Origin of the sequence: Ancylobacter sp. FA202 (genome assembly GCF_000380205.1) — a bacterium.
In the GTDB taxonomy this organism is placed as follows: Bacteria; Pseudomonadota; Alphaproteobacteria; order Rhizobiales; family Xanthobacteraceae; genus Ancylobacter.
The window spans coordinates 1,794,625-1,814,848 of record NZ_KB904818.1; the positions used below are offsets into that span (position 1 = coordinate 1,794,625).

Annotated in this window: 19 protein-coding genes (1 of these 19 cut by a window edge); 9 read left to right on the top strand and 10 right to left on the bottom strand. The window is 64.9% G+C overall.

Features of this window, described 5'->3' with window-relative positions:
• Together A3M1_RS0108095 and A3M1_RS0108100 are read left to right on the top strand one after the other, a co-directional pair.
• Positions 1-43, top strand: partial view of a molybdopterin-dependent oxidoreductase gene (locus tag A3M1_RS0108095; protein WP_026221213.1) — the 3' portion only. 1,172 nt of this gene lie to the left of the window's left edge; 43 of the gene's 1,215 nt are visible here — the last part of the coding sequence; the start codon falls outside the window, past its left edge; its stop codon occupies positions 41-43.
• Between the two features lie 11 nt (positions 44-54).
• Positions 55-381: a hypothetical protein gene (locus A3M1_RS0108100; RefSeq protein ID WP_018964158.1), complete on the top strand. Its 327-nt coding sequence runs from the start codon at positions 55-57 to the stop codon at positions 379-381.
• Positions 382-888: 507 nt separating this feature from the next.
• On the opposite strand, the gene A3M1_RS0108105 is transcribed toward A3M1_RS0108100, so the two are convergent.
• Together A3M1_RS0108105 and A3M1_RS0108110 are read right to left on the bottom strand one after the other, a co-directional pair.
• Entirely contained in the window at positions 889-2,046 is a 1,158-nt protein-coding gene (locus A3M1_RS0108105) for an MFS transporter (RefSeq protein ID WP_018388453.1), read from the bottom strand.
• Complete coding sequence (locus A3M1_RS0108110) at positions 2,043-3,374, bottom strand: HdeD family acid-resistance protein (protein WP_018388454.1); 1,332 nt, start codon at positions 3,372-3,374, stop codon at positions 2,043-2,045. Before A3M1_RS0108110 ends, A3M1_RS0108105 begins: the two co-directional genes overlap by 4 nt.
• 114 nt (positions 3,375-3,488) lie before the next feature.
• Between A3M1_RS0108110 and A3M1_RS0108115 the strand changes: the two genes are divergently transcribed.
• A complete protein-coding gene (locus tag A3M1_RS0108115; RefSeq protein WP_018388455.1) occupies positions 3,489-3,971 on the top strand; it encodes a hypothetical protein in 483 nt (160 codons plus the stop codon).
• A gap of 19 nt (positions 3,972-3,990) precedes the next feature.
• On the opposite strand, the gene A3M1_RS0108120 is transcribed toward A3M1_RS0108115, so the two are convergent.
• The 4 genes from A3M1_RS0108120 to A3M1_RS0108135 all read right to left on the bottom strand — a co-directional run bounded on the left by A3M1_RS0108120 (position 3,991) and on the right by A3M1_RS0108135 (position 10,391).
• Positions 3,991-4,902: a hypothetical protein gene (locus tag A3M1_RS0108120; protein ID WP_018388456.1), complete on the bottom strand. Its 912-nt coding sequence runs from the start codon at positions 4,900-4,902 to the stop codon at positions 3,991-3,993.
• An 85-nt stretch (positions 4,903-4,987) separates the two neighbouring features.
• A complete protein-coding gene (locus tag A3M1_RS0108125; protein ID WP_018388457.1) occupies positions 4,988-6,787 on the bottom strand; it encodes a sulfatase-like hydrolase/transferase in 1,800 nt (599 codons plus the stop codon).
• Between the two features lie 205 nt (positions 6,788-6,992).
• Positions 6,993-8,510, bottom strand: coding sequence for an amidohydrolase (locus A3M1_RS0108130; protein ID WP_245261614.1), 1,518 nt, complete (start codon positions 8,508-8,510; stop codon positions 6,993-6,995).
• A 954-nt stretch (positions 8,511-9,464) separates the two neighbouring features.
• A complete protein-coding gene (locus tag A3M1_RS0108135) occupies positions 9,465-10,391 on the bottom strand; it encodes a DUF3313 domain-containing protein (RefSeq protein WP_018388459.1) in 927 nt (308 codons plus the stop codon).
• 321 nt (positions 10,392-10,712) lie between these two features.
• Between A3M1_RS0108135 and A3M1_RS27080 the strand changes: the two genes are divergently transcribed.
• Together A3M1_RS27080 and A3M1_RS0108145 are read left to right on the top strand one after the other, a co-directional pair.
• Complete coding sequence (locus A3M1_RS27080) at positions 10,713-10,838, top strand: hypothetical protein (protein ID WP_018388460.1); 126 nt, start codon at positions 10,713-10,715, stop codon at positions 10,836-10,838.
• 264 nt (positions 10,839-11,102) lie between these two features.
• Positions 11,103-11,807 carry a L,D-transpeptidase gene (locus A3M1_RS0108145; protein WP_018388461.1) on the top strand — a complete coding sequence of 235 codons (705 nt, stop codon included), beginning with the start codon at positions 11,103-11,105 and terminating at the stop codon, positions 11,805-11,807.
• A 309-nt stretch (positions 11,808-12,116) separates the two neighbouring features.
• Here the strand turns inward: A3M1_RS0108145 and A3M1_RS26675 are convergent, their stop codons facing one another.
• Positions 12,117-12,356 carry a hypothetical protein gene (locus A3M1_RS26675; protein WP_198291122.1) on the bottom strand — a complete coding sequence of 80 codons (240 nt, stop codon included), beginning with the start codon at positions 12,354-12,356 and terminating at the stop codon, positions 12,117-12,119.
• On the opposite strand from A3M1_RS26675, the gene A3M1_RS25000 reads away from it, so the two are divergent.
• The 4 genes from A3M1_RS25000 to A3M1_RS0108170 all read left to right on the top strand — a co-directional run bounded on the left by A3M1_RS25000 (position 12,355) and on the right by A3M1_RS0108170 (position 17,739).
• Positions 12,355-12,531, top strand: a complete 177-nt coding sequence (locus A3M1_RS25000) for a hypothetical protein (RefSeq protein ID WP_018964154.1) — start codon at positions 12,355-12,357, stop codon at positions 12,529-12,531. The genes A3M1_RS26675 and A3M1_RS25000 overlap by 2 nt on opposite strands.
• A 93-nt stretch (positions 12,532-12,624) precedes the next feature.
• Complete coding sequence (locus tag A3M1_RS0108160; RefSeq protein WP_245261615.1) at positions 12,625-13,146, top strand: sigma-70 family RNA polymerase sigma factor; 522 nt, start codon at positions 12,625-12,627, stop codon at positions 13,144-13,146.
• Positions 13,147-13,243: 97 nt separating this feature from the next.
• A complete protein-coding gene (locus A3M1_RS0108165) occupies positions 13,244-14,224 on the top strand; it encodes a FecR family protein (RefSeq protein WP_018388465.1) in 981 nt (326 codons plus the stop codon).
• Positions 14,225-14,340: 116 nt separating this feature from the next.
• A complete protein-coding gene (locus A3M1_RS0108170) occupies positions 14,341-17,739 on the top strand; it encodes a TonB-dependent receptor domain-containing protein (protein ID WP_245261616.1) in 3,399 nt (1,132 codons plus the stop codon).
• Positions 17,740-17,795: 56 nt separating this feature from the next.
• Here A3M1_RS0108170 and fghA read toward each other — a convergent pair whose 3' ends face one another.
• Genes fghA through A3M1_RS0108185 form a run of 3 tightly spaced genes read right to left on the bottom strand, consistent with a single transcriptional unit; the run spans position 17,796 to position 20,081 of the window.
• Positions 17,796-18,632: an S-formylglutathione hydrolase gene (gene fghA / locus A3M1_RS0108175; RefSeq protein WP_026221215.1), complete on the bottom strand. Its 837-nt coding sequence runs from the start codon at positions 18,630-18,632 to the stop codon at positions 17,796-17,798.
• An 11-nt stretch (positions 18,633-18,643) separates the two neighbouring features.
• Positions 18,644-19,771 carry an S-(hydroxymethyl)glutathione dehydrogenase/class III alcohol dehydrogenase gene (locus A3M1_RS0108180; RefSeq protein WP_018388468.1) on the bottom strand — a complete coding sequence of 376 codons (1,128 nt, stop codon included), beginning with the start codon at positions 19,769-19,771 and terminating at the stop codon, positions 18,644-18,646.
• 28 nt (positions 19,772-19,799) lie between these two features.
• Positions 19,800-20,081, bottom strand: a complete 282-nt coding sequence (locus A3M1_RS0108185; protein WP_018388469.1) for a metal/formaldehyde-sensitive transcriptional repressor — start codon at positions 20,079-20,081, stop codon at positions 19,800-19,802.
• Positions 20,082-20,224: the final 143 nt, after the last annotated feature.

Consider the following 20,224-nt stretch of genomic DNA (forward strand, 5'->3'; position numbering starts at 1 on the left):
CATGCGCAACGTCGTCGAAGCCACGTCCGTCGTCGCCGTCTAGAGGTGGGCATCATGATCAAAACCAGCACGAGCCGCCTTCGCCTGCTCGCCGGACTATCTCTCGCACTCGCTCTGACCGGAGCCGCCGGCGCGACGCCGCTCAGCTACGAGCTTCCCGATGAGACGGCCGAACTGCGCCCCGGTCCCCAGCCCGGCTTCGAAGCCGCCCAGGACAATTGCATGGTCTGCCACTCGGTGGACTACATCAACACGCAGCCCCCCGGCAAAGGCGCAGCCTTCTGGCAAAGCGAGGTGCAGAAGATGGTTCATGTCTACCACGCCCCCGTGAGCGAGGAGGACGCGAAGGCGATCGCCGACTATCTCGCCAAGACTTACTGACCCCGCTCATATCGATTTTCGTTCGGCGAAGTGGCGCGTGATGCCGGGGTGTGCCCGGCTTCCGCGCCGCGAGCGAGGTTGGCGAGGATCGCTGCCAAGCGCTCGGACTGGAGCAGGCGTAGTAACGGCAGCGTCCCCTCTTGCCGGTGCGCCTGCAGGAACCGACGTGCGCCACCTCCAGCAGATGGACTACGGGGAGGCGCACGACTATCTGGTTACCGACGACTAGGGAGGCTTCTTCGATGTCCGCTCAGGCATGGTGCGCCAGCAGCTGGCAGCTGTCGCCGGCTTAAGGTTGCGGCGGTACGACAAACGCAGCGCGAACACATCGGCGACGCCCCGGGGCCGGCCGGCGAAGAAGAGCCAACCGCCACGCCCGCGACCGCTATCTGACGAGCCCGGCAGCCTTCTGCTCGGCGTTGCAGGGCGTCTCCATGGCTATGGCTGGAGAACAAACGCGTGCGGTGACATTCCTCGTCCGCCGTCGGTTAAGCCGGGGCCTGGAGGTTATGCGGCTCTGCCTTTCTGGCCCACGACAGCCACGAAGGCGGCGAAGGTTGCGCACACGGCGGCCGCGAAGAAGGCAAGGCCGTTTGCCGACCATTGCATGGCCAGGCCTGCCGCGATCGGGCCAAGGAACGCCCCGAGCCCCCACATCAGGCCCATCGCGGCGTAAATGCCGATGAGCTCCGATCCGTGAAACCGGCTTCCAACCACGGCAAGCATCAGCGTGTAGATTCCGACAAAGGCTCCCCCCCAAAGGAAGAGCAATGTGTAGGTGAGCCAAGGGTGGCCAAGAGCGAAGGGCCAGATCAGGGCGCCGAGCGCCGCGGCGACCGCGAGGGCGACCACCAGCTTGACCCGGTCCATCTTGTCGCCGAGCCAGCCGATGGGAAGCTGCAACACGATGGCTCCAACCATCATCACCGTCATCAGCTGCGTCGCTTCCGTCTCCGGCCAGCCGAGCTGCATGGCGTAGATGGCGAGGAATGAGAGTCCCGAGGTCTCCAGCGCCGCATTGAGCATCGTGGCTGCGATGGCCACCGGCGCCAGGCGAAGAAACCTTAGCGGGTTGCCGGTGGGGGCCTCACCGGAATCCGGCGCTTCAATTTTGGGCGAGGCGACCAGGAAAACCGCGACGAGGGCGACGCCGGCGCCTGCGAGATAGGGCAGATAACCCGTCGTCCCGACCAGCGACAGGATAAAGGGCCCAGCGGCGAAGCCGATGGAGAGCGCGGCCGTATAAGCCGCCATGACGCGGGCGCGTGTTTCTTCCCGGCTCAGGCTGTTGGTCCACGTTTCCGAAAGAACGAAAAGGACCTCTGAAGCCATACCGAGAAGCAGCCGCAGCAGAAACCACAGCGCGATGAAAGGCAGCACGGGAAAGGCGGCCAGCACGACGCCCGCCGTAACGAGCGCCAGCAGCACAAGCCGGCGCATGCCAAAGAACGGGACGATGCGCGGCAGCAGCAACGCCACGATGATGACGCCGGCCGCATGCATGGCGGCGTTGGCGCCGATGACTGCCTCGCCCCACCCCTGATCGGCGAGACCGAAGGCGATGAGACCGGCGCTGAGGCTGTAGGTCAGACCGAACATGCTGGCCGTCGCGATGACCGCCGCTTGCGAGAGCAAGGTGGAGCGGCCGGACGTCGGGACAGTCACGGGGTCGACCCCTGCCGGTTAGCCGGGCCAGCCAAGCCAAGGCGCCGGGCGAAGCGCGCGAGGCTGTCGAACCGGGAAACCTCGCGCCGCTCCACGATCCGCGCCAAGGTGCGTGCGTAGTCCAGCACCAGGCCGGGGGTCCAGGTGCCGACATTGGCGCGGGCCCTTATAAGCGCGCCGACCCAGATCTCCGGGTTGGTCAGCAATGTAAGCAGTTGCAGCCACGGCCTGCGCGTCGCCAGCGTGCCTTCCAACGCCGCGTCGAGCGCCTGCGCCACCACTACCGAACAGTTGCGGTTGGTGAGGTTGTAGGTGTCGTCCTGCTGATAGCGGGCCCAGAACGCCTCCAGCTGCCGGGGACTGTAGTTGTGGAACTCGACCCGTCCATCGGCCTCGCACCATCCTGCCGCCTCCTCGGCATAGGAGGGCTGGAAATGACCCGGCACGTCGTTCTCCGCCGTGCTGCGCAGGGCGCCGACAAAATCCTCGCCCGAGCGGTCCATTTCGACGGCCGGGTAGTGGCTGATATAGAGCGAGGGTGGCATCTCCAGCGAGGAATGGCCGGTGGAGATCATACCGTCCGCGTTGACGGCCGCGATATAGCGGTCGAGCAGGAGACGGCGGTGCGGCACGTCCGCAGAGCCGGCGGGAGTCCAGACATGGACAATCATCGGAAAGGCCACTGTCGCCGTGGCGGCCTCGGCGTGGTCCGGCGAGCGGGCATACCAGCCACGTGTGGCGAACATTGGCAGATGGAGGATCGTCGAATCCTCATCCAGCTTCCGAAACAGCAGACCGAGCCGCATCAGCAGCCAGCCCCTGAAGGCGAAGATCAAGCCGACGCACAGCGCGACGCTCCGCTCCAGCGGCAATGGCCATCCGGCCAGGAAGACAAGCGCGAAGGCGAGTTGCACCGAGCCATAGGTCACGCGCCACCGTAGATCGGGCAGCCGCAAGAGCAGCCCCACCCCGATGCGCCCGAGGCCGTCCGCGATGAATACGACGCAGAACAGGGCCGCAAGCACGTCTTCCGCATGGGCCGGCCAATGGATGGCAAACGCACCGGCGGCGATGAGGCAGACCGCCCTGGCGAGCGCCACGGCGCCCCGCACGCTGCGTATCTGGCTGAAAAACTGCAGAAGGTTGCCGGCCCCCATCAGCAGGAAAACGACGCCGATGGCCCGTCCGGTGAGGACAACGAGGCCAGCCGGGGCGTGGAAGGCCAGATAGAAGGCGCCGGCCATGAGCACAGCACCGATGACGCACAATACATACCACTGCGCCCGGAACGCACGCGTGCCGATCAGCAGGAAGGACAGTTTGAACATGGCCTGGATGCCGTCTCTTCTGGGGGCTTCTGTTCGCTCACGCGGTGCACTTTCTTAGCCCTGCGGCGGGTTCGGCGGAAGGCGAGATCGTGCGTTCCAGCGAACGGGACGCGCTTGCGGGCACCGCCCGGCCGGCAGGTGGCCGGCGCCCGCTGGATGGCGAAGCGGGAGCGATGTAAGGAAGTCTCCCTCGTGTTCGTTCACCGGGAGATCGCATCCGTGTCGTTCAGGTCGACTTTCGCAGCGCATCGCAGTCTCGTGGCTGCCACCTTGTTGTCTCTCGGCGTCGTGGGACTGGCGCAACCGGCGCGCGCGGAAACTTGGGAGACCTGTGTCGAGGCCATCGCCAAGGCGCAGCGCGAGCTGAAGCCGTCGTCGACAGAAGGGCCAGCCCAGCCCAAGACGCAGGACCAGAGTATCGCCGCGCAGGATTCCCATCAGCCCACGCCCTCGTCTCTGGCGGCGGCCGGCCTGAAGGAGCCTGAAACCGGGGCCGCCGGCGCCTTGAACGAGGCGTTGAACCTGCAGGCAGCGGGCGACGAGGCCGGCTGTATGAAGGCCGTCGCTAGGGCGCGCTCCCTCGCGGGCCTGAAATAGGGTGCTGGCGGGGTGAGCTTCAAAAGGCCACGCTGACACTGCCGCCGAACGCCTCATCGCCGCCGCCCTGATACCAGGTGTCCTGATAGAACAGCGATGTGCGCAGGGACGGGGTCAGGTTCAGGTGCAGCGTGGCGCTGATTGTGTTCTGCACGACATAGTTGCCGGCAATGTAATTGCGGTTTTCCGGGAGATAGGTGACCACCGCATAGATCGGCTCGAAGGGATGGAAGACGGCGGTCAGCGACCAGCCGCTCACCGCCTGCGGCTGGTAATACTGGGTTTTCGTGACCTCGGTGGCATTGTCGAACGCGCCGAAGGCATAAGCGATCTGCAGCTGCGGCAGCCACGCCGCAGGCCGGAGGCTCACGCGCGGCTGCAGCTGGTAGAACGTGCCGAGCTCGTATTTCTCCACCGTGATATTGGCGCCGAGCGCGATGCGCTTCTCCCCGGCGATGGTGATCGGCAGCGTATATTGCGGCGAGATATAGGTCGCCCACTGATAGGTGTAGGCCGTGTGGACGCCGAAGCCTGCCATCACGTTCACGCTGACATTCTCGGTGGGCTGATAGCCGAACCCGCCGACGAAGTTCCACAGCTCGATCTTGGCCTGCTGCTGGTACAGCTGCTGGCCGAGCAGGGTCCACTCGTCGGTCATCTTGTAGGCAAGCTGGGCGCTCTCGGTGTAGAGGTCTTCCTGCGGAGGGCCGCTGGTCCAGGCCTGTACGTTTCCCGACAGGGTGAAGGGCAGGGACCCGCCCTGCCGACTGAGGTTCACCTGCTCGCTGATCGCCTGCAGGTAGCGCGAATTGCCGAAGAAGTTCGTCATGGGCTGCGAGGCCTGCGCGGCCTCCGAAGAAGCGCTCCCCACCTCAGTGCCGCAGCTGCCGCATTCCTGCGCGACCGCCTCGAAGCCGGCGACCAGCCACACGCAGGCCGCCAGCGCGCCAGCCGGAGGCCCTTGCCAGCCTCGCTTTTGCCTTCGCTTCCCCACTCGATGCGGCATGGCGCGGAGGCTAACGCTCACTCTTCGACGGGAAGTACCATTTGCCGTCCTTGATCGGCAGGAACGATCCATCGTCGATACCGACCTCGGCGGCGATGAGGTCGTTGGCGACCTTGTTCAACGCCAGCAGAAGCTCGCCATTCTTGACGGTGTCCATGGCGAGGTTGTTCATCTCGCCGGGGTCTTCCTGCAGATCATAGAGTTCCAGGTCGTTCCTGGCGACGAGGTCCTCCAGCGTGGTCGGTGTATTAAAGTCGGTCTGCCCGAAATAGCGCGAGAAGCGGTAGCGTCCGTCGAAGATCGAACGGATGCCGACCCGCTCGGCGAAGTCCGGGTCGTTTTTGAGATAAGTCTGGATCTTCTGGCTGTTCGCGATGTCGCCGGAGAACGTCATCTTCACGAAGTGCTCGGCCCAGGTCACGTCCTGATAGGAGAGCATGTTGTAGTTGAACAGCGAGGCTGGTCGAATCGCATCGACCTTTGCCACTGTAGGCGCCTTCAGCAGGCCTGAAAAGTCGTGCCCCTTGAGCCCGTCGGCAGCCTTGGCCTGCGCCGTCGGGTCGGCGCCGGTGAGGGCGATCAGCGTGGGGGCGAGGTCCAGTTGCGAGGTGATGGCCTCGCAGGTCACGCCGCCGGGATAGGCGGGGTGGTAGACGATGAGCGGCACATGGTTCTGCTCCTTGTAGGTGCAGTTGCCCTTGCCGCGCATCTGGTGATGGCCGGCGAGCTCACCATGATCGGCATTGAACACCACGATGGTGTTGTTGTGCATGTTGTTGTCCTCAAGCGCCTTGAGGACATGCATGACCTGCCGGTCGCAGTCACGGATGCAATTGTAGTAGTAGTTACGCAGAACATGCCAGCGACGGTCCTCATCGGGCCACGCGCCAACCATCATGTCCTGGATCTGCTGGTAGATGGCGTGCGCCTTCGGACGTCCCGGCGCATCGAGAGGCTGGCTGCGGTTGAACGGCAGCGGCAGGTCGTCCCAGCGTTCCTGGTAAAGCTTGTCCTCAGGCGTTGGGAAGATGTCGATGGCAGCGCTCTTGCCCTGCACAACCTGACCGGGAAGGTCGGAATTGATGTACATCACGTCGTGAGGATTGACGAAGTTCACGGCGAGAAACCAGGGCTGGCCCTTGGCGCGCAGTTCCTCACCCTCGCGCCGCATCCAGCTCGCGACGCGGTCGGCAGTGAAGCCGTCGAACGTATAGCCGCCCAGCCCGCTGTCGATAAGGTCACCCACGCCGAAGAAACCGTCGAAGCCGTAGCTCTGGATGATTTCGCGGTAGTCCGCCATCGGTGCGTCGACCGCGACCTTGGTCTGGTCGAGATTGGCACTCATGTGCCACTTGCCCTGATAGCTTGCGTAATAGCCGAGCTCACTCATGCGGTGGCCGATCGTCTTGATCGACGTCGAGAGGTCGGGTTGCCAGAGATAGTTCAGATTGTCGAAGACGCCGGAATGCTGGATATGCTGGCCGGTATAGATCACGGAGCGCGCCGGCGAACAGACGCATGACGCCGCCTGGTGGTTGGCAAAGGTGACGCCCTTTTGCTTCAGCATCTCGCGCGCCGGCACGGGAAACGGCCATTGCGGGAAGAAGTGCTCCTGGTCGACGAGAATGAACAGGATGTTGTAGCCGCCCGGCGGCGAATCCGGCGCGACGATAGGCTGTGCCGGTGCGGTCGCGGCCTCGGCTGCGGCGGGCGCGATGCCCGGCAGCAGATTGGCACCGAGGATTGTCGCCGTCCCCTTTCCGAGTAGGTCGCGGCGGGAGATGCGGCCGGGTGTATCTTCTTGGGACATCGACTGGGCCTCAGCGGAAGGAGGGCAAACGGCAGGCGCAGACACGCTTACCAGGCAGCAAGAGCATCACCAAAGCAAGAAGACGTTTCATGCGAGGGCCTTTCAGATGACCTCTCCGGCACAGCCGGGTGACTTTTGATGGAAGAGCGAGAGGCGGGCACGTTGTGCCCGCCTGAGCTGTTTCAGCAGGAAGAGGGCTCAGGCCTCACGCCTTGTGCCGGATGGTGCCGTTCATCATGCCGAGCTCGACCTTGGTCTTGTGGATCTCGTGCGGTTCGATCGCGAGAATGTTCTGGTCGAGCACGATAAGGTCCGCGCGCTTCCCCACTTCGATCGATCCGACCGCATCATCCATGCGCAGTTGGTAGGCGGCGCCCATCGTGTTGGCGTGGATCGCCTCCTCCACTGTCAGCCGCTCGTCCGCCGGGCTCAGCACCGGCGCATCCTTCAGCCCGATGAGTTGGCGGGTGACGCCAACCTGGATCGACTTCAACGGCTCATAGGTCGAGAAATAGCCTGCCGCCGGCCAGTCGGTGCCGAAGGAGACGCGCCCGCCTGCCTTTAGGATGCTGCGGGTGCGGTACATCTTGCTGGCGCGCGGCTGGCCATAGCGCGCCACCATGTTCTCCAGCGTGTCGGGATCAGCCGAGGACCAGTTGGCCGAAAACTCGGCGATGACGCCGAGCTTGGGGAAGCGCGGCATGTCGCTATCCTCGACATAGACCAGATGCGCGATGGTGTGGCGCCGGTTCCGCGCCGGATTGGCGGCGACGGCCTTCTCGATCGAATCGAGCACCACCCGCGTCGTGCGCTCGCCGCAGGCATGAACATGCACATCAAAGCCGGCTGCATCCACCATGGCGATGAGCTGGTGCCACTGTTCCTCGGTGAAGGGCGAGCCGCCGGTGGAGTCCGGCTTGTCGGCATAGGGCTCGATCAGCCAGGCTGTGTAACCGGCCTGCGAGCCGTCGCCGATGATCTTCACCGTGTCGACCTTGACCAGTTCGCTGCCGATCCGCCGGCGGATGTCAGTCAGCGTCTCCACGGCCTTGTCGATGGGCGGTGACTTCACCGTATACCCTGCGGATACACGGAACGGCAGCACGCCGCGCTTCTCGGCATCCACATAGAGCGCGAACATGGCGGCCTGGTCGCTGCCGATGGGGGGCACGCCGGCGTCGAAGACAGTGGTGATGCCCGCCGCAGCGGCCTTCGGCAGCCAGCCTTCCAGCAGCGTGCCCATTGAATCGCCGGTAATTGGCTCCACCGCGTTCACGAGGCCGAGCACGGCGTTCACCTCCAGCACATAGCCGGTCGGGTCGCCCTTCTGGTCGCGGGCGTAATAGCTGAAACGCGGAATGGGATCAGGCGTGTCGCGGGTGACGCCGGCCATCTCAAGCGCCTTGGAATTGACCCACAGGCTGTGCCCGTCAATAGCGAAGAAGAAGGCGGGCCGGTCCGGCAGGATGGCGTCGAGCTCGGCGCGGTTCGGCCCTTCGGGTGGGAACATGTCGACACGCCAGCCGAAGCCACGGATCGGACCCGTGGGGTGCTCCTTGGCGTAGGCCTTGATGGCCGCCAGCACCTCATCGAGATTGGCGAGCTGAAGATCAAGGCCGGAGGTGAGAAAGGCGCCGAGGAAGGGGTGGGTGTGGCCTTCGACGAAGCCGGGCATCAGCAGCCGGCCCTTGAGGTCGATCACCTGCGTCTTTGGGCCAGCCATTGCCATCGCCCCATCCGCATCACCAACATGCACGATGGTATTGCCACGAACGGCGACCGCATCGGCCCAAGGCGCAGCTCCCGCGACCGTGTAGACCGGGCCGTTGTGGAACACGAAATCCGCAGGCCCGTCGGTTGCCGCCTTAGGCTCCTCAGCGCGCGCATCGGTGGCCAAAAAGACCGGCGCCAGAGCCGTCGCCGCCGTGATTGCCGCGCCTCCGCGCAACACAGCACGCCGGCTCATTGCCCGACCTCGACCAAAACCCTCGAAATACGGTGCCCAGTCACATGCAGTGCACATTTTCACCCCTCCCGACGCGCATGGACCGCACGTACGAAACCACCCCGGCCATCGCCGGAGACCGATATTATCGCCCTAAAAGGGGCGCGCCCCTCGTTAGGCCATATCCAGTCGCACGCAACCCCCTGGACTGTGGAAAGCCTAGCATCGCTCAAATTCTGCACTATATCTCAATTTGAGAAAAAAATTCTCAGATATAGGTGTTCGCTATTCTTTCATCATAGCTCCCTAATCAACAAGCAAACCTATTATCACTGATAGGCGGCCGCAATAGGATTTGACCGACCGCCTAGGTATCCGGTTCCGCGCTTTGACTGTTGCAAACACACTTGTCAGCTTGCGCGACCAAGGCTCATGAGGTCGGCTCCGGATCAAGAGGGCGACGCCAATGCCGGCTCAATGCTCAACCGGCGCGCCTCGCGGCTCACCCGATGCCGCAACGGCGCGGTTGGGCATGGCGCGGACATTGGCCCATGCACCGCGCCCGACCCTCTCTTCGCGCAAGGCGTCACTGTCATGAGCCCTGTTGGCGAGGCGGATGTTTCCCCGCTCGACCGTTTTCATCATGTCGGAGGCCGGCCCCCGTCGTGAGCCTGGCTTTCGTTCAGCTTCAGACAGCGCCTTACCAGCACTCTCGGACGGAATTTAGCCGGCTCATGGCGCTTCCGCGACGGCGGCCGGCTCTGCCGGCGCCGCCGGCTTGGCGCCCTTGTCGGTCCATTCCGGTGGCAGGCCAAGCTGGCTGCCGACCACGCCGGCGAGGCCGGGGTATCGGCCATAGCGCTCGCAGGCGTCGTATTTGGGTGGCAGGCCCATCGCTGAGTTGATTTTCTGCGCCGAGGGCAGATCGATCCCCGAAGCGCCGAACGGGCTCTCGCCCTTGACCAGAAGAGCGCCGAAATCCTCGCCGAACGCATCCGCGAGCTCATAGGCGTCGCTCGCTTTTGAGGCCCGGGGCGAGCTGAAGAAGGCGTTCGCCCCCCGGGCCCACAGCATGGATGCCTGTTGCCGACCGGACGGGTCAGTGGCCGCCGCCTCCATCGACAGATTGCCCATGCCGATGGGAATGCGCGGCGTCGGCACCGGGACGCCGAGGTCGACGAAATTCATGCCGAACGAGGTGGCCGCCGAAATACCGGCCGCGACCTCGTCGGTTTCGGTCGCCTGGGTGACATGGGCCTGCACGGTGAGATCGGCCGCCTCGTCCGGCGGGACCACCTTGAAGCGATCGCTCAGGCTGACGCAAAGCCCGCGGTTGACGCTGTTGGCAACCAACGTCCTCTGCTCGCTGGTCAGCTTCGGGGCGATCTGGGAGGGAAAGCTCGTCGGCACGATCCGGACCGTCCTCGCGGCGAGAACCTGCTCCTTGTTCACCGCGAGGCGCGATTTCGTGAGAACGCCATCGGAGGGCACCATGGCGTCATAGGTCGAAAGCCCGACGCCCTGCACCAGTGGCGCGGGGGCGCAGCCGCCCATGGTGCCGGCAATGGCGAGCAGACCGACACAGCCGGTGCTAAGAAGCGATCGTATCGCGGCGTGCGGGCGGGCCCGGCGCATCAATTCCGCGCGCGCCGCGACCACGCCACGCCGAGATGCGAAAGAGCGTTCCGAGATTATGGAGGCTCTTCCAACAAGCTCTATTATACCGGAGTATTCTTCTTCCATACCAGAATGGCCGCGCATTTAACGCCCTCGATATCGAACCGTGCCGATGCGTACTGCACATAAGTACTAATAGAGGACGTTGTGGGGTAAAATCGGCCATTGGATGTCTGAATGCGTCCATGCGTCTTAATTCGCTGAAAAGGATGTCACGACGCTCTTTGCACCCGCTCGCGGCTGTCCTGCTCATGCTGGGTGTCGGCTGCATGGGTTGGCTGCTGCGCAAGCTCCGGCTTCGACATGGCGCCGATCATCCTCGGCTTCGTGCTCAGCAACGTGATGGAGGTGAACCTGCGTAACGGGCTGGCCATCAGCGGCGGCGAGCTAGGCACTCTGTTCCAGAGCCACATCTCGATCCTTCCGTGAGTGCTCGCGACCATTTTCGCGGTCGGTCCCTGGGCGCTGCAGCGCTGGTCGCGCCATCGCGCTGCGCGCTTATGAGGGGAGCGTAGCGCTGCAAGCGCAGCGGCATTGCGCCATCATGGCGCCCTGATGGCCGGACCCTGCGCGAAAGCGCAGGGCAGGGCTGCGCTTGCCAGCGAGGCCCTGCAAGAGCTAACTCATCCCGGCGAACAGCAGGCGGCCCGCCCCCCCGGCCTCTCTTTCGCGAACAGCACGGGAAGCTCATATATGATCAGCCACGGTCGCACCGCCGATGCCGGCACGATGGACGAGCACGCTCGGCAGCGGGCGGGGCGGCTCAGCCGCCGGTCGTTTCTGGCCGGCTCGGCGATCAGCCTTGGAGCGCTCGGGCTGGGCGGCTGCGCCAATCCCGACGGGATGAGCCTCGCCGAGGCGGCGAAGGTCTATGGCCCTGTTCCGGAGGAGAAATTCCCGATCCCGGCCGTCGATGTCAGCAAGGTCAATCCGAAATATTTCCGCCGCACCATCCGCTACGAGACGGAGGAGGCGCCGGGAACCCTTATCGTCGACCCCAAGAATTACTACGTCTACCGCGTCGAGGAAGACGGCATGGCGACCCGCTACGGGGCCAATGTCGGTCGCCAGGGGTTCCTGTGGAGCGGCGACGCTTATGTCGGGCGCAAGAGCGAATGGGCGACCTGGACGCCGCCCAGGGAAATGATCAAGCGCCAGCCCGAAGTGGCAAAATATGCCCGAGGCATGCCGGGCGGCCTCGACAATCCGCTCGGCGCGCGCACGCTGCATCTCTATCAGAACGGCGTCTACACGCTGTACACGATCTACGCGACCAGCGATCCCGAATCGATCGGCTCCGGTGTGACCAGCGGCTGCGTCGGCCTGCTGAGCCAGGACATGATCCAGCTTTACGACAACACCCCGGTCAAGACCAAGGTCGTGGTCCTGCCGGCCTGAACGTTCCCGGCGGGTCGGCTGTTCATCCTTGTCCCGGGCGGTGCAGCGCCAACGGTCCCTCGCCAGGTGTTTGCGCTGATTCCTGGGCGAGCCATATGAGTTCTTCCACCGTCGCGCCGCGCGGGCTGTATTCGCAGCCGATTCGGTCGTCATATCCCACTTCTGCGGGCGCGCGCCGAACCTCGTGAAAATCAATCCCGGCGCTCCCGGGCTCGCGGCCTCCCGCATGGTCGGCGATGGGGACATGGCCCGATGGCGCTGGCCTTGGCGCCGGCCTGGCCGCGGATCTGCGCCAGCGGGTCGAGCCCACTATTGACCGTGTGGAACACGTCGAGCAACAGCCGACGATTGTCGCGGATCCCGATGACGCTGGCTCAGGCGACCGACATTCTCCTGCTTAAGGAGATGGCCACCTCTCTCGACATCGCCCACCAGCTGGACGTGCTCCCCCTCATGCACCGTGTCGTCCGCGCCAACGGCAAGATCGCGGCGGCGGTGCTGCACGACATCAACCCGGCCAGCGCCACCGCCCGACACGATGGTGTTCATGAAGGACGGCATCCTCGCAGCCTCGGGGCCGCCACGCCAGGTCGTCAACGCCGCGACGATCCGCGACGTGTTCGGCGTTGCGGCGGGGGTCATCAACGATCCGGTGGACGGGACGCCCTTCTGCCTCGCGACCCCGAGGCGGATGTCGCAAGATCGCGCCCCACTCTGGAATTGATTTAAACTGTTGATATTGCTAGACAATATAACTTTTTGTAGAGAGTGTTTCACGGCGCGCTGGGCGCCGCTTGCTGGAGTCATAGGATTGCCCGTGCTGGCTCTCGCCTCCGACCTTGGCCATTTGTTCCGCACCGAGCATGATCGCTTGATGCGGGCGATGCGTCGGCTGGTCGGAAGCCCAAGCACGGCGGAAGATCTGGTGCAGGACGTGTTCGTCGGCCTGCTGCGGGGCAACGCCTTTGCCGAAGCCGAGAACAAGCAGGCCTATCTCGCCCGCTGCGCCACCAATATGGCGCTCGACCATTTGCGGCGCGAGAGGGTGCGGGCGCGCTATTTCTCCGGAACGGATCTGGCCGATTGCGAGGTCGCCTGCACCGTGCCACTGCCGGACGAGACGCTGCAGGGTGTGCAGGAACTCGCCCTCCTGCGCCGCACTATCGATGAACTGCCCTCGAAATGCCGCGCCGTTTTTCTGCTGTCGCGCGATCACGGCCTAACCATGAAGGAGATCGCCGTTCGTCTCAGCCTGTCCGACAAGACGGTGGAGAAGCACATCGCCCGCGCCATGATGCAGTGCCGTCAGGCCCTGCGCAATGCCGGACGGGCGATCTGAGCGGGCGCGGGGCGCGACTGGGGGACAGGCCGCTGCGGCTTCGTCTATATCGGTGGGCCACGGTCGGCCCGCCCGCTCGATTCCGGATCGTTGTTTGATGACTGCACCCCGGCCCGGCCCCCACACACATGCCGACACCACCTTCGAAGCGGCCAGCCGCTGGCATGCGCGCCTGCGCGAGCCCGCTGCCAATGCCCAGACCCACGCGGCGTTCCAGGCCTGGCTCGCCGACGATCCCGCCCATTTCGAGGCTTATGAGCAGGCGGAACGGCTATGGGCGGCCATGGGCGGGGCGGCCGGTGGGCGACGCGACGAGGCCGCCATCACGGCGCTGGTCGAGAGCGCCGCGCCGCGCCGAAGGCTGGGGCGCGGCCTAGTGGCCGGCCTGTTGCTGTGTCTCTCGCTGGGGGGAGCTGAATGGGTGCGGCGCGGCGGGCTGGATGATCTGCGCGCTGACCACATCGCCGCGATCGGCGAACACCGGACGATCCAGCTGGACGACGGCTCGGTGGTCGAACTCAACACCGACACCGCTCTCGCCGTTGACCTCAAACCCGGACAGCGCCGGGTTCGGCTGTTCCGCGGCGAGGCGTTCTTTCAGGTCGCCTCTGATCCGCAGCGACCTTTCCTGGTGTCGACCGGCGAGGGCGAGGTGCGCGTCACCGGCACCAGCTTCAATGTGCGGCTGCGGGACGATGTCACCGAGGTCGGCCTGGTAGAGGGCGCCGTCAGCCTGACCGCCGCCGCCGATCCCGACGCCTCGCTGCGCCTTTCCCCCGGTGAGGAAGGGGTACTCACCTCCAGTGGCCTCGGTCAGGTCCGGCCGTTCCCGGCAGACACAGCGACCGCCTGGCGCCGGGGGCAGATGGTGTTCTTCCGCGCCCCGCTCGGCGAGCTGATTGGGGAACTGAACCGCTACCAGCGCGGCCGCATCCTGATCCTCAGCGAGCGGGTGCGGGCGCTCCCCGTCACCGGTGTGTTCGACACAAGCGATCCCGCTTCCGTCATCGACATGATCGAAGCGACGCTCGGCGTCTCGTCGCTGCGTCTGACCAACGCGCTGATCGTCATCGGATGATTTTGTGAACGGCACACTGGGGGAGTCCGCCCGCCGCCTTCGTCATACCCACTGGGGATCTCGCCGATGCCGTCCACCCGGCTCTGGCAGAACATGTGGGACCGACGATGAGGATGATGTCTACCCGACGCCTGCGTATGCTCACCCTGTGCCTTCTGGCGGGAACCGCACTGGCGGCCCTTCCCGCCCGGACGCCTTACGCCCATGCGCAAGGTGGCGGCCCGAGCGTCGCCCTCACCATCGCCTCCATGCCGGTGCCGCGCGCCCTTGCCGACCTGTCGGTGCGCGCCGGGCTTCAGGTGCTGTATTCCGGCTCCAAGGCCTATGAGATCATGTCCCGGCCGGTGAGCGGGCTTTACCCGCCGGAAGAGGCGCTGCGCATCATGCTGGCCGGGACGGGGATAGGCTGGCGCTTCGTCGGGCCCCGTTCCGTGACGATCCACGTGCCGGGGGAAGACGCCCCGCTCAGCGAAGCTATGCAGGGCGCTGACGGCGCGATCGAGCTCGGCACGATCGACGTCACCGGCGCCGGCGCGGCGGCCGACTTGCCCTTCGAGACGGCCGGCTCCACCAACTACATCTCCTCCGAGGAAATCGAGCGCTTCCCGCCGCAGACCGCCGGCGCGCTGTTCCAGGGCACGCCCGGCGTCATTTCCGGCGGCGGCAATAACGGCGCCTCGATCGACCCGAATATTCGCGGCCTGCAGGGCCAGAACCGCGTCGCCACCACGATCGACGGCTCGCAGCAATCGACCTCTTCCTATCGCGGCTATTCCGGCATCGACAGCCGCACCTATGTCGATCCCGATCTCATTTCCGGCATCACCATCACCAAGGGGCCGGACGGCGCGGTGGCCGGCGCCATTGGCGGCACCATCGCCATGGAGACGCTGAACGTCGAGGACATCCTCAAGGCCGGCGAGCGCTGGGGCGTACGCGCGCGGGCCGGTCTCGCCACCAATTCCGCCACCCCTGTCATAGGGGCGAGTGAGCCAGCGTTCGGCGACCCGGACGGGGCCGACATCACCAATGGTAGCTTCGCCCTCGCTGTGCGTGAGAACAATGTTGACGCCATCGGCGCCTTTGTCCGCCGCAAGTCCGGCAATTACTTTGCCGGCACACAAGGTTCCCTGACCACGACCGACTATCTCGGCAACGAGGTGCCGCTGTCGAATTACGGCCATGGCCAGCTGGTCTACAACACCTCCGAAGACGTGACCTCGGCGCTACTGAAGGCTACATTCCGCCCCACCGACGAGCAGGAACTGCAGATCGGCTATCTCTATTACGGCAACGAGTTCGGCGAGGTGTCACCCTCGGTCATCACGGCGGGCAATGGGGTTACCGACCAGTTGCCACTCTCCTCGGTGGAGATCAATCAGGCCACGCTGCGCTATCACTACACGCCAACCAGCACCGATCTCGTCGACTTCAGGCTCGACACCTATGTCTCGAACACCGACGAGACCAACGTCTTCATGTCGCTTGGCGAGGTGGAGGAGCTGGACCAGCAGTCGCAGAATGTCGGCGTCAACGCGAGCAACACCTCGCGTTTTTCGGTGGCGGGCATGCCGGTGGCGCTGAGCTATGGCGGTAGCTACGTCTATGAGAACGCGCGGCCGACGCAGACCTATGATTTCTCTGACGTGGCGCTCTGGGCCATTCCGGCCAATGGCGAGCGCGAGATCGGCGCGCTTTTCGCCCGGGTGAAATGGGAGCCCACCACCTGGCTCGAACTTTCGGCCGGGCTGGAATATCTGACCTACAACACCTCTTTCAACGGCGTAACCACCTACAATGTCCAGGGAGACCCGTTCACCGGCTACTCCGGTGATGGCCTGAGCCCCAGCGCCAGCGTGATGGTGACACCGGTCGCGGGCTGGCAGATCTATGGCCAGTACCAGAGCGGCATCCGCCCGCCGAGCGTGCGCGAAACCAGCCAGACCCGCAGCGACCAGATTTTCAACGCGGACCTTCAGGCGGAAGAGGCCAGCAACTGGGAGTTCGGCACCAACCTACTGCGTGACGACGTACTGCTGCCGGGCGACAAGCTGCGGCTGAAGCTCGCCTATTTTGACAACACCACAGACAACTATATCGGCCGTCAGTTTGACGGCAATATGGGGCTGTTCAACTACGACTATGTCCGCTTTAAGGGCGTCGAATTCTCCGGACGCTACGATGCCGGCGCCGTCTTCACCGAGTTCGGCCTCAACTACTACACCGACTTCGAATCCTGCCAGCAGAACGGCGTCTGCACCGACTACACGCTTTCCGCCGACTACCTCACCAACCAGATTCCCCCGCGCTTCACCGCCTCGGTGACGGCCGGCGCCCGGTTCATGGACGATCGGCTGACGCTGGGCGGCCGCGTCAGCTATATGAGTGAGCGGCTGGTGCCGGTGGCCGAGGATGGGGGGTTCTTCACCTGGGTGACAAAGGTGTGGGAGCCCTACACGGTCGTCGACGCCTTCGCCCAGTGGAAGCTGAATAGCCACCTGACCCTTGATGTTAGCGTGCAGAACCTGCTCGACACTTATTATGTCGACGCGCTGAACAACACCGACATGCCGGCCCCCGGCCGCACCTTCATGGCCACGCTCACCGGCACCTTCGGCAGCGAGGAGCCGATCGCACCGCTCCCCTTCGGCCTGCGGGCGAATGGCGAGCGCTGGACCGGCCTCTATGCCGGCGGCTCGTTCGGCTATGGCTTCGGCTCGATCAGCGGCACCACGACGCTGGCGGATGGCAGCTACGCGCGGCGGGCTTTCAGTGAATCCGCCAATGAAGATTTCAGCGGCGGTCTGTGGGGCGGGCAGATCGGCTATAACTACCAGTTCGCCAACAATGTCGTGTTCGGCATCGAGGCCGATGTCAGCTCTCTCGACATCGGCAGTTCCAACGTGCTCGGCGCGACCGAAGGGCCCAATCTGATCAACAACCGCATGCCGGAGGCGCAGACCGACTATTCCTTCGACTGGATGAGCACGGTGCGCGCCAAGCTCGGCTATGCCTTGAACGACCAGTGGCTGATCTATGGCACAGTCGGTGTAGCCTTCCTGCAGGAGACCGAGGACCGCGCCCAGTACATCTCGGCCTCCGCCACTGCCTCCAATCCGGGAGGGAGCCGGACCAATCTGAGCTTCACGGAATCAGCAAGCCAGACCCGCACCGGCTTTTCCGCCGGCGGCGGCGCGGAATACGCCATCAATGACCGCTGGTCGGTCAAGGCCGAGTATGCCTTTGCCGGCTTTGGGGCCGAGAGCTTCGCCTTCAACAAAGCGCGCTCAGGCGTCACCCGGCCCTACTCAACCACGACTCAGATCGGCACAGTGTGGGCCGTCCGCAGCGAATTCGGGTGCGCCACGAGGGGCGGAAGGTTCTGCGACATCATCGAGAAGCCGGTCTACGAGACGAGGAATTACGCCGGCACCTCCACCATCGCCGACGGCCGCGACGCCTCCAACTCGGCGTCGTTCCAGGCGATCAAGATCGGCCTGAATTACCGCTTCTGAGAGGCTGGTTCCCCCCGCCATGGCCTGATCGGGCCGGAGCGGGGGGCGGGGCAGCCTCAGCGGCCGAGGCGGGCGGCGTGCCAGGCGATGTGGTCGGCCATGAAGGTGGAAATGAAGAAATAGGAATGGTCATAGCCCTCGCGCAGGTTGAGCGTGAGGGGGATGCTGGCGGCGGCGCAGGCGGCGGCCAGAAGCTGCGGCCGCAGCCCGGTCTCCAGGAACGGATCGGCCGAGCCCTGGTCGACCAGGAATTCGGGAAAGCGCTTTCCGTCCTCGATCAGCGCCACCGCGTCATAGGCGCGCCAAGCGCGTGCATCCGTGCCGAGATACTTCTCCAGCGCCGGGCGAGACCAGTCCGCCGTGCTCGGCTCGGTGATCGGCGCGAAGGCCGAGCAGCTCTTGAAGCGGTCCGGATGCTTCAGCGCGATGGTGAGCGCGCCGTGCCCGCCCATGGAATGGCCGAAAATGCCTTGCCGGCTCATATCCGCCGGGAATTCAGCGGCGATGAGGGCGGTAAGCTCCTCGACGATGTAGGAATACATCCGGTAATGCGTGGCGTAGGGCGCCTGCGTGGCGTCGAGATAAAAGCCGGCGCCCGAGCCGAACTGCCAATTGCCGGGCTCATCCGCCACCTCTTCGCCGCGCGGGCTGGTGTCCGGCGCGACAATGATGACGCCCTGGGCGGCAGCGGCGGCGCGGTATTCGCCCTTCTCCATCACATTGGCATGGCTGCAGGTGAGACCCGACAGATACCACAGCACCGGCACGGGGCCATCGGCCGCCGGCGGCGGCACGAAGACCGCGAAGGTCATCGGCGTGCTGGTGGTCTTCGACTGGTGCCGATAGACGCCCTGCACGCCACCATGCGACTTCGCGGTGCTGATCGTTTCCATCAACGCGCCCATCAGTAGATCACCACGGAACGGATCGACTTGCCTTCGTGCATCAGGTCGAAGGCGGTGTTGATCTCGTCGAGCGGCATGGTGTGGGTGATCAGGTCGTCGATGTTGATCTTGCCCTCCATGTACCAGTCGACAATTTTCGGCACGTCGGTGCGCCCGCGCGCGCCGCCAAAGGCGGAACCCCGCCAGTTGCGGCCGGTCACCAGCTGGAACGGCCGGGTGGCGATCTCAGCCCCCGCCGGCGCCACGCCGATGACGATGGAGGTGCCCCAGCCGCGATGGCAGGCCTCCAGCGCCTGGCGCATGACGTCTACATTGCCGGTGCAGTCGAAGGTGAAGTCCGCGCCGCCATCGGTGAGGTCCTGGATCGCCGAGACCACCTTGTCATTGCCGACATCGAGCGGGTTGATGAAGTCGGTCATGCCGAACTTGCGGGCCATCTCGACCTTGGCCGGGTTGATGTCGACGCCGATGATCTTGTCGGCACCGACCATGCGGGCGCCCTGGATCACGTTGAGGCCGATGCCGCCGAGGCCGAAGACGACGACGTTCGCTCCGGGCCATACCTTGCCGGTATAGACCACCGCGCCGATGCCTGTGGTGACACCGCAGCCGATGTAGCAGATCTTGTCGAAGGGGGCGTCCTCGCGCACCTTGGCGAGCGCGATTTCCGGCAGTACGGTGAAGTTCGAGAAGGTTGAGCAGCCCATATAGTGGAAGATCTCGCCGCTCTGGGCGCCCACCCGCTCGCAGGAAAAGCGCGTCGTGCGGTCGGGCATCAGGCCCAGGCCCTGAGTGGCGCGGATCGAGGTGCACAGGTTCGAGCGCTGCGACAGACAGGTTTTGCACTGCCGGCATTCCGGCGTGTAGAGCGGGATAACGTGATCACCGACCTTCAGCGAGGTAACGCCGGCCCCGACCTCGCGCACGATGCCCGCGCCCTCATGGCCGAGAATGGCGGGAAACTTGCCCTCGGAATCCAGCCCGTCCAGCGTGTAGGCATCGGTGTGGCACACGCCGGTGGCCATGATCTCGACCAGCACCTCGCCGGGCTTTGGGCCCCCGATCTCGATGGTCTCGATGGTCAGCGGCTTCTTGGCTTCCCAGGCGACGGCGGCACGCGATTTCATGGACTTCTCCCTCTCGGATCTGGTGCGGCTATTTCAAATAGGTGCGCAGGATCTTCATGATGGCGTCGAGTTCGTCGGTCGCGGGCGTCGCACCCGCCGCGCCGATGGCATGACCGATGCTCTCGCGCAGGTGGATGTCGAGCACCTCGGCCATCAGGCCGCCAGCGGCGCCGCGAAGGGCGGCAATCTGCTGCAGCAGAACGCCGCATTCGGCCTCCGCCTCGATCGCCCGCTCCAGCGCTTCAGCCTGGCCCTTGATGCGGCGCAGCCGCGTCAGGGCGCGCTTCTTGTCATCCGGCGAATGGGGCACTCGGGCACCCTGCATGCTGTTGGTCGCGACGGTTCGGAAGGTTGATTATACTGGAGGGAGTATAGGCGCAAGGGAGATTGGGCCCCAGCCCCGCGTCACGGCAAGGGCCCCGAAACGGCTCGGCAGGCGTAGCCAAGGCGCCG

What these genes read in the sequence shown, in the direction of transcription:
- A3M1_RS0108100 (WP_018964158.1), top strand. Translation starts at nt 55, where the DNA reads ATGATCAAAACCAGCACGAGCCGCCTTCGCCTGCTCGCCGGACTATCT.
- A3M1_RS0108110 (WP_018388454.1), bottom strand. Translation starts at nt 3,374, where the DNA reads ATGTTCAAACTGTCCTTCCTGCTGATCGGCACGCGTGCGTTCCGGGCG.
- A3M1_RS0108125 (WP_018388457.1), bottom strand. Translation starts at nt 6,787, where the DNA reads ATGTCCCAAGAAGATACACCCGGCCGCATCTCCCGCCGCGACCTACTC.
- A3M1_RS0108130 (WP_245261614.1), bottom strand. Translation starts at nt 8,510, where the DNA reads ATGGCTGGCCCAAAGACGCAGGTGATCGACCTCAAGGGCCGGCTGCTG.
- A3M1_RS27080 (WP_018388460.1), top strand. Translation starts at nt 10,713, where the DNA reads ATGGCGCCGATCATCCTCGGCTTCGTGCTCAGCAACGTGATGGAGGTG.
- A3M1_RS0108145 (WP_018388461.1), top strand. Translation starts at nt 11,103, where the DNA reads ATGATCAGCCACGGTCGCACCGCCGATGCCGGCACGATGGACGAGCAC.
- A3M1_RS25000 (WP_018964154.1), top strand. Translation starts at nt 12,355, where the DNA reads ATGAAGGACGGCATCCTCGCAGCCTCGGGGCCGCCACGCCAGGTCGTC.
- A3M1_RS26675 (WP_198291122.1), bottom strand. Translation starts at nt 12,356, where the DNA reads ATGAACACCATCGTGTCGGGCGGTGGCGCTGGCCGGGTTGATGTCGTG.
- A3M1_RS0108165 (WP_018388465.1), top strand. Translation starts at nt 13,244, where the DNA reads ATGACTGCACCCCGGCCCGGCCCCCACACACATGCCGACACCACCTTC.
- A3M1_RS0108170 (WP_245261616.1), top strand. Translation starts at nt 14,341, where the DNA reads ATGTCTACCCGACGCCTGCGTATGCTCACCCTGTGCCTTCTGGCGGGA.
- fghA (WP_026221215.1), bottom strand. Translation starts at nt 18,632, where the DNA reads ATGGAAACGATCAGCACCGCGAAGTCGCATGGTGGCGTGCAGGGCGTC.
- A3M1_RS0108180 (WP_018388468.1), bottom strand. Translation starts at nt 19,771, where the DNA reads ATGAAATCGCGTGCCGCCGTCGCCTGGGAAGCCAAGAAGCCGCTGACC.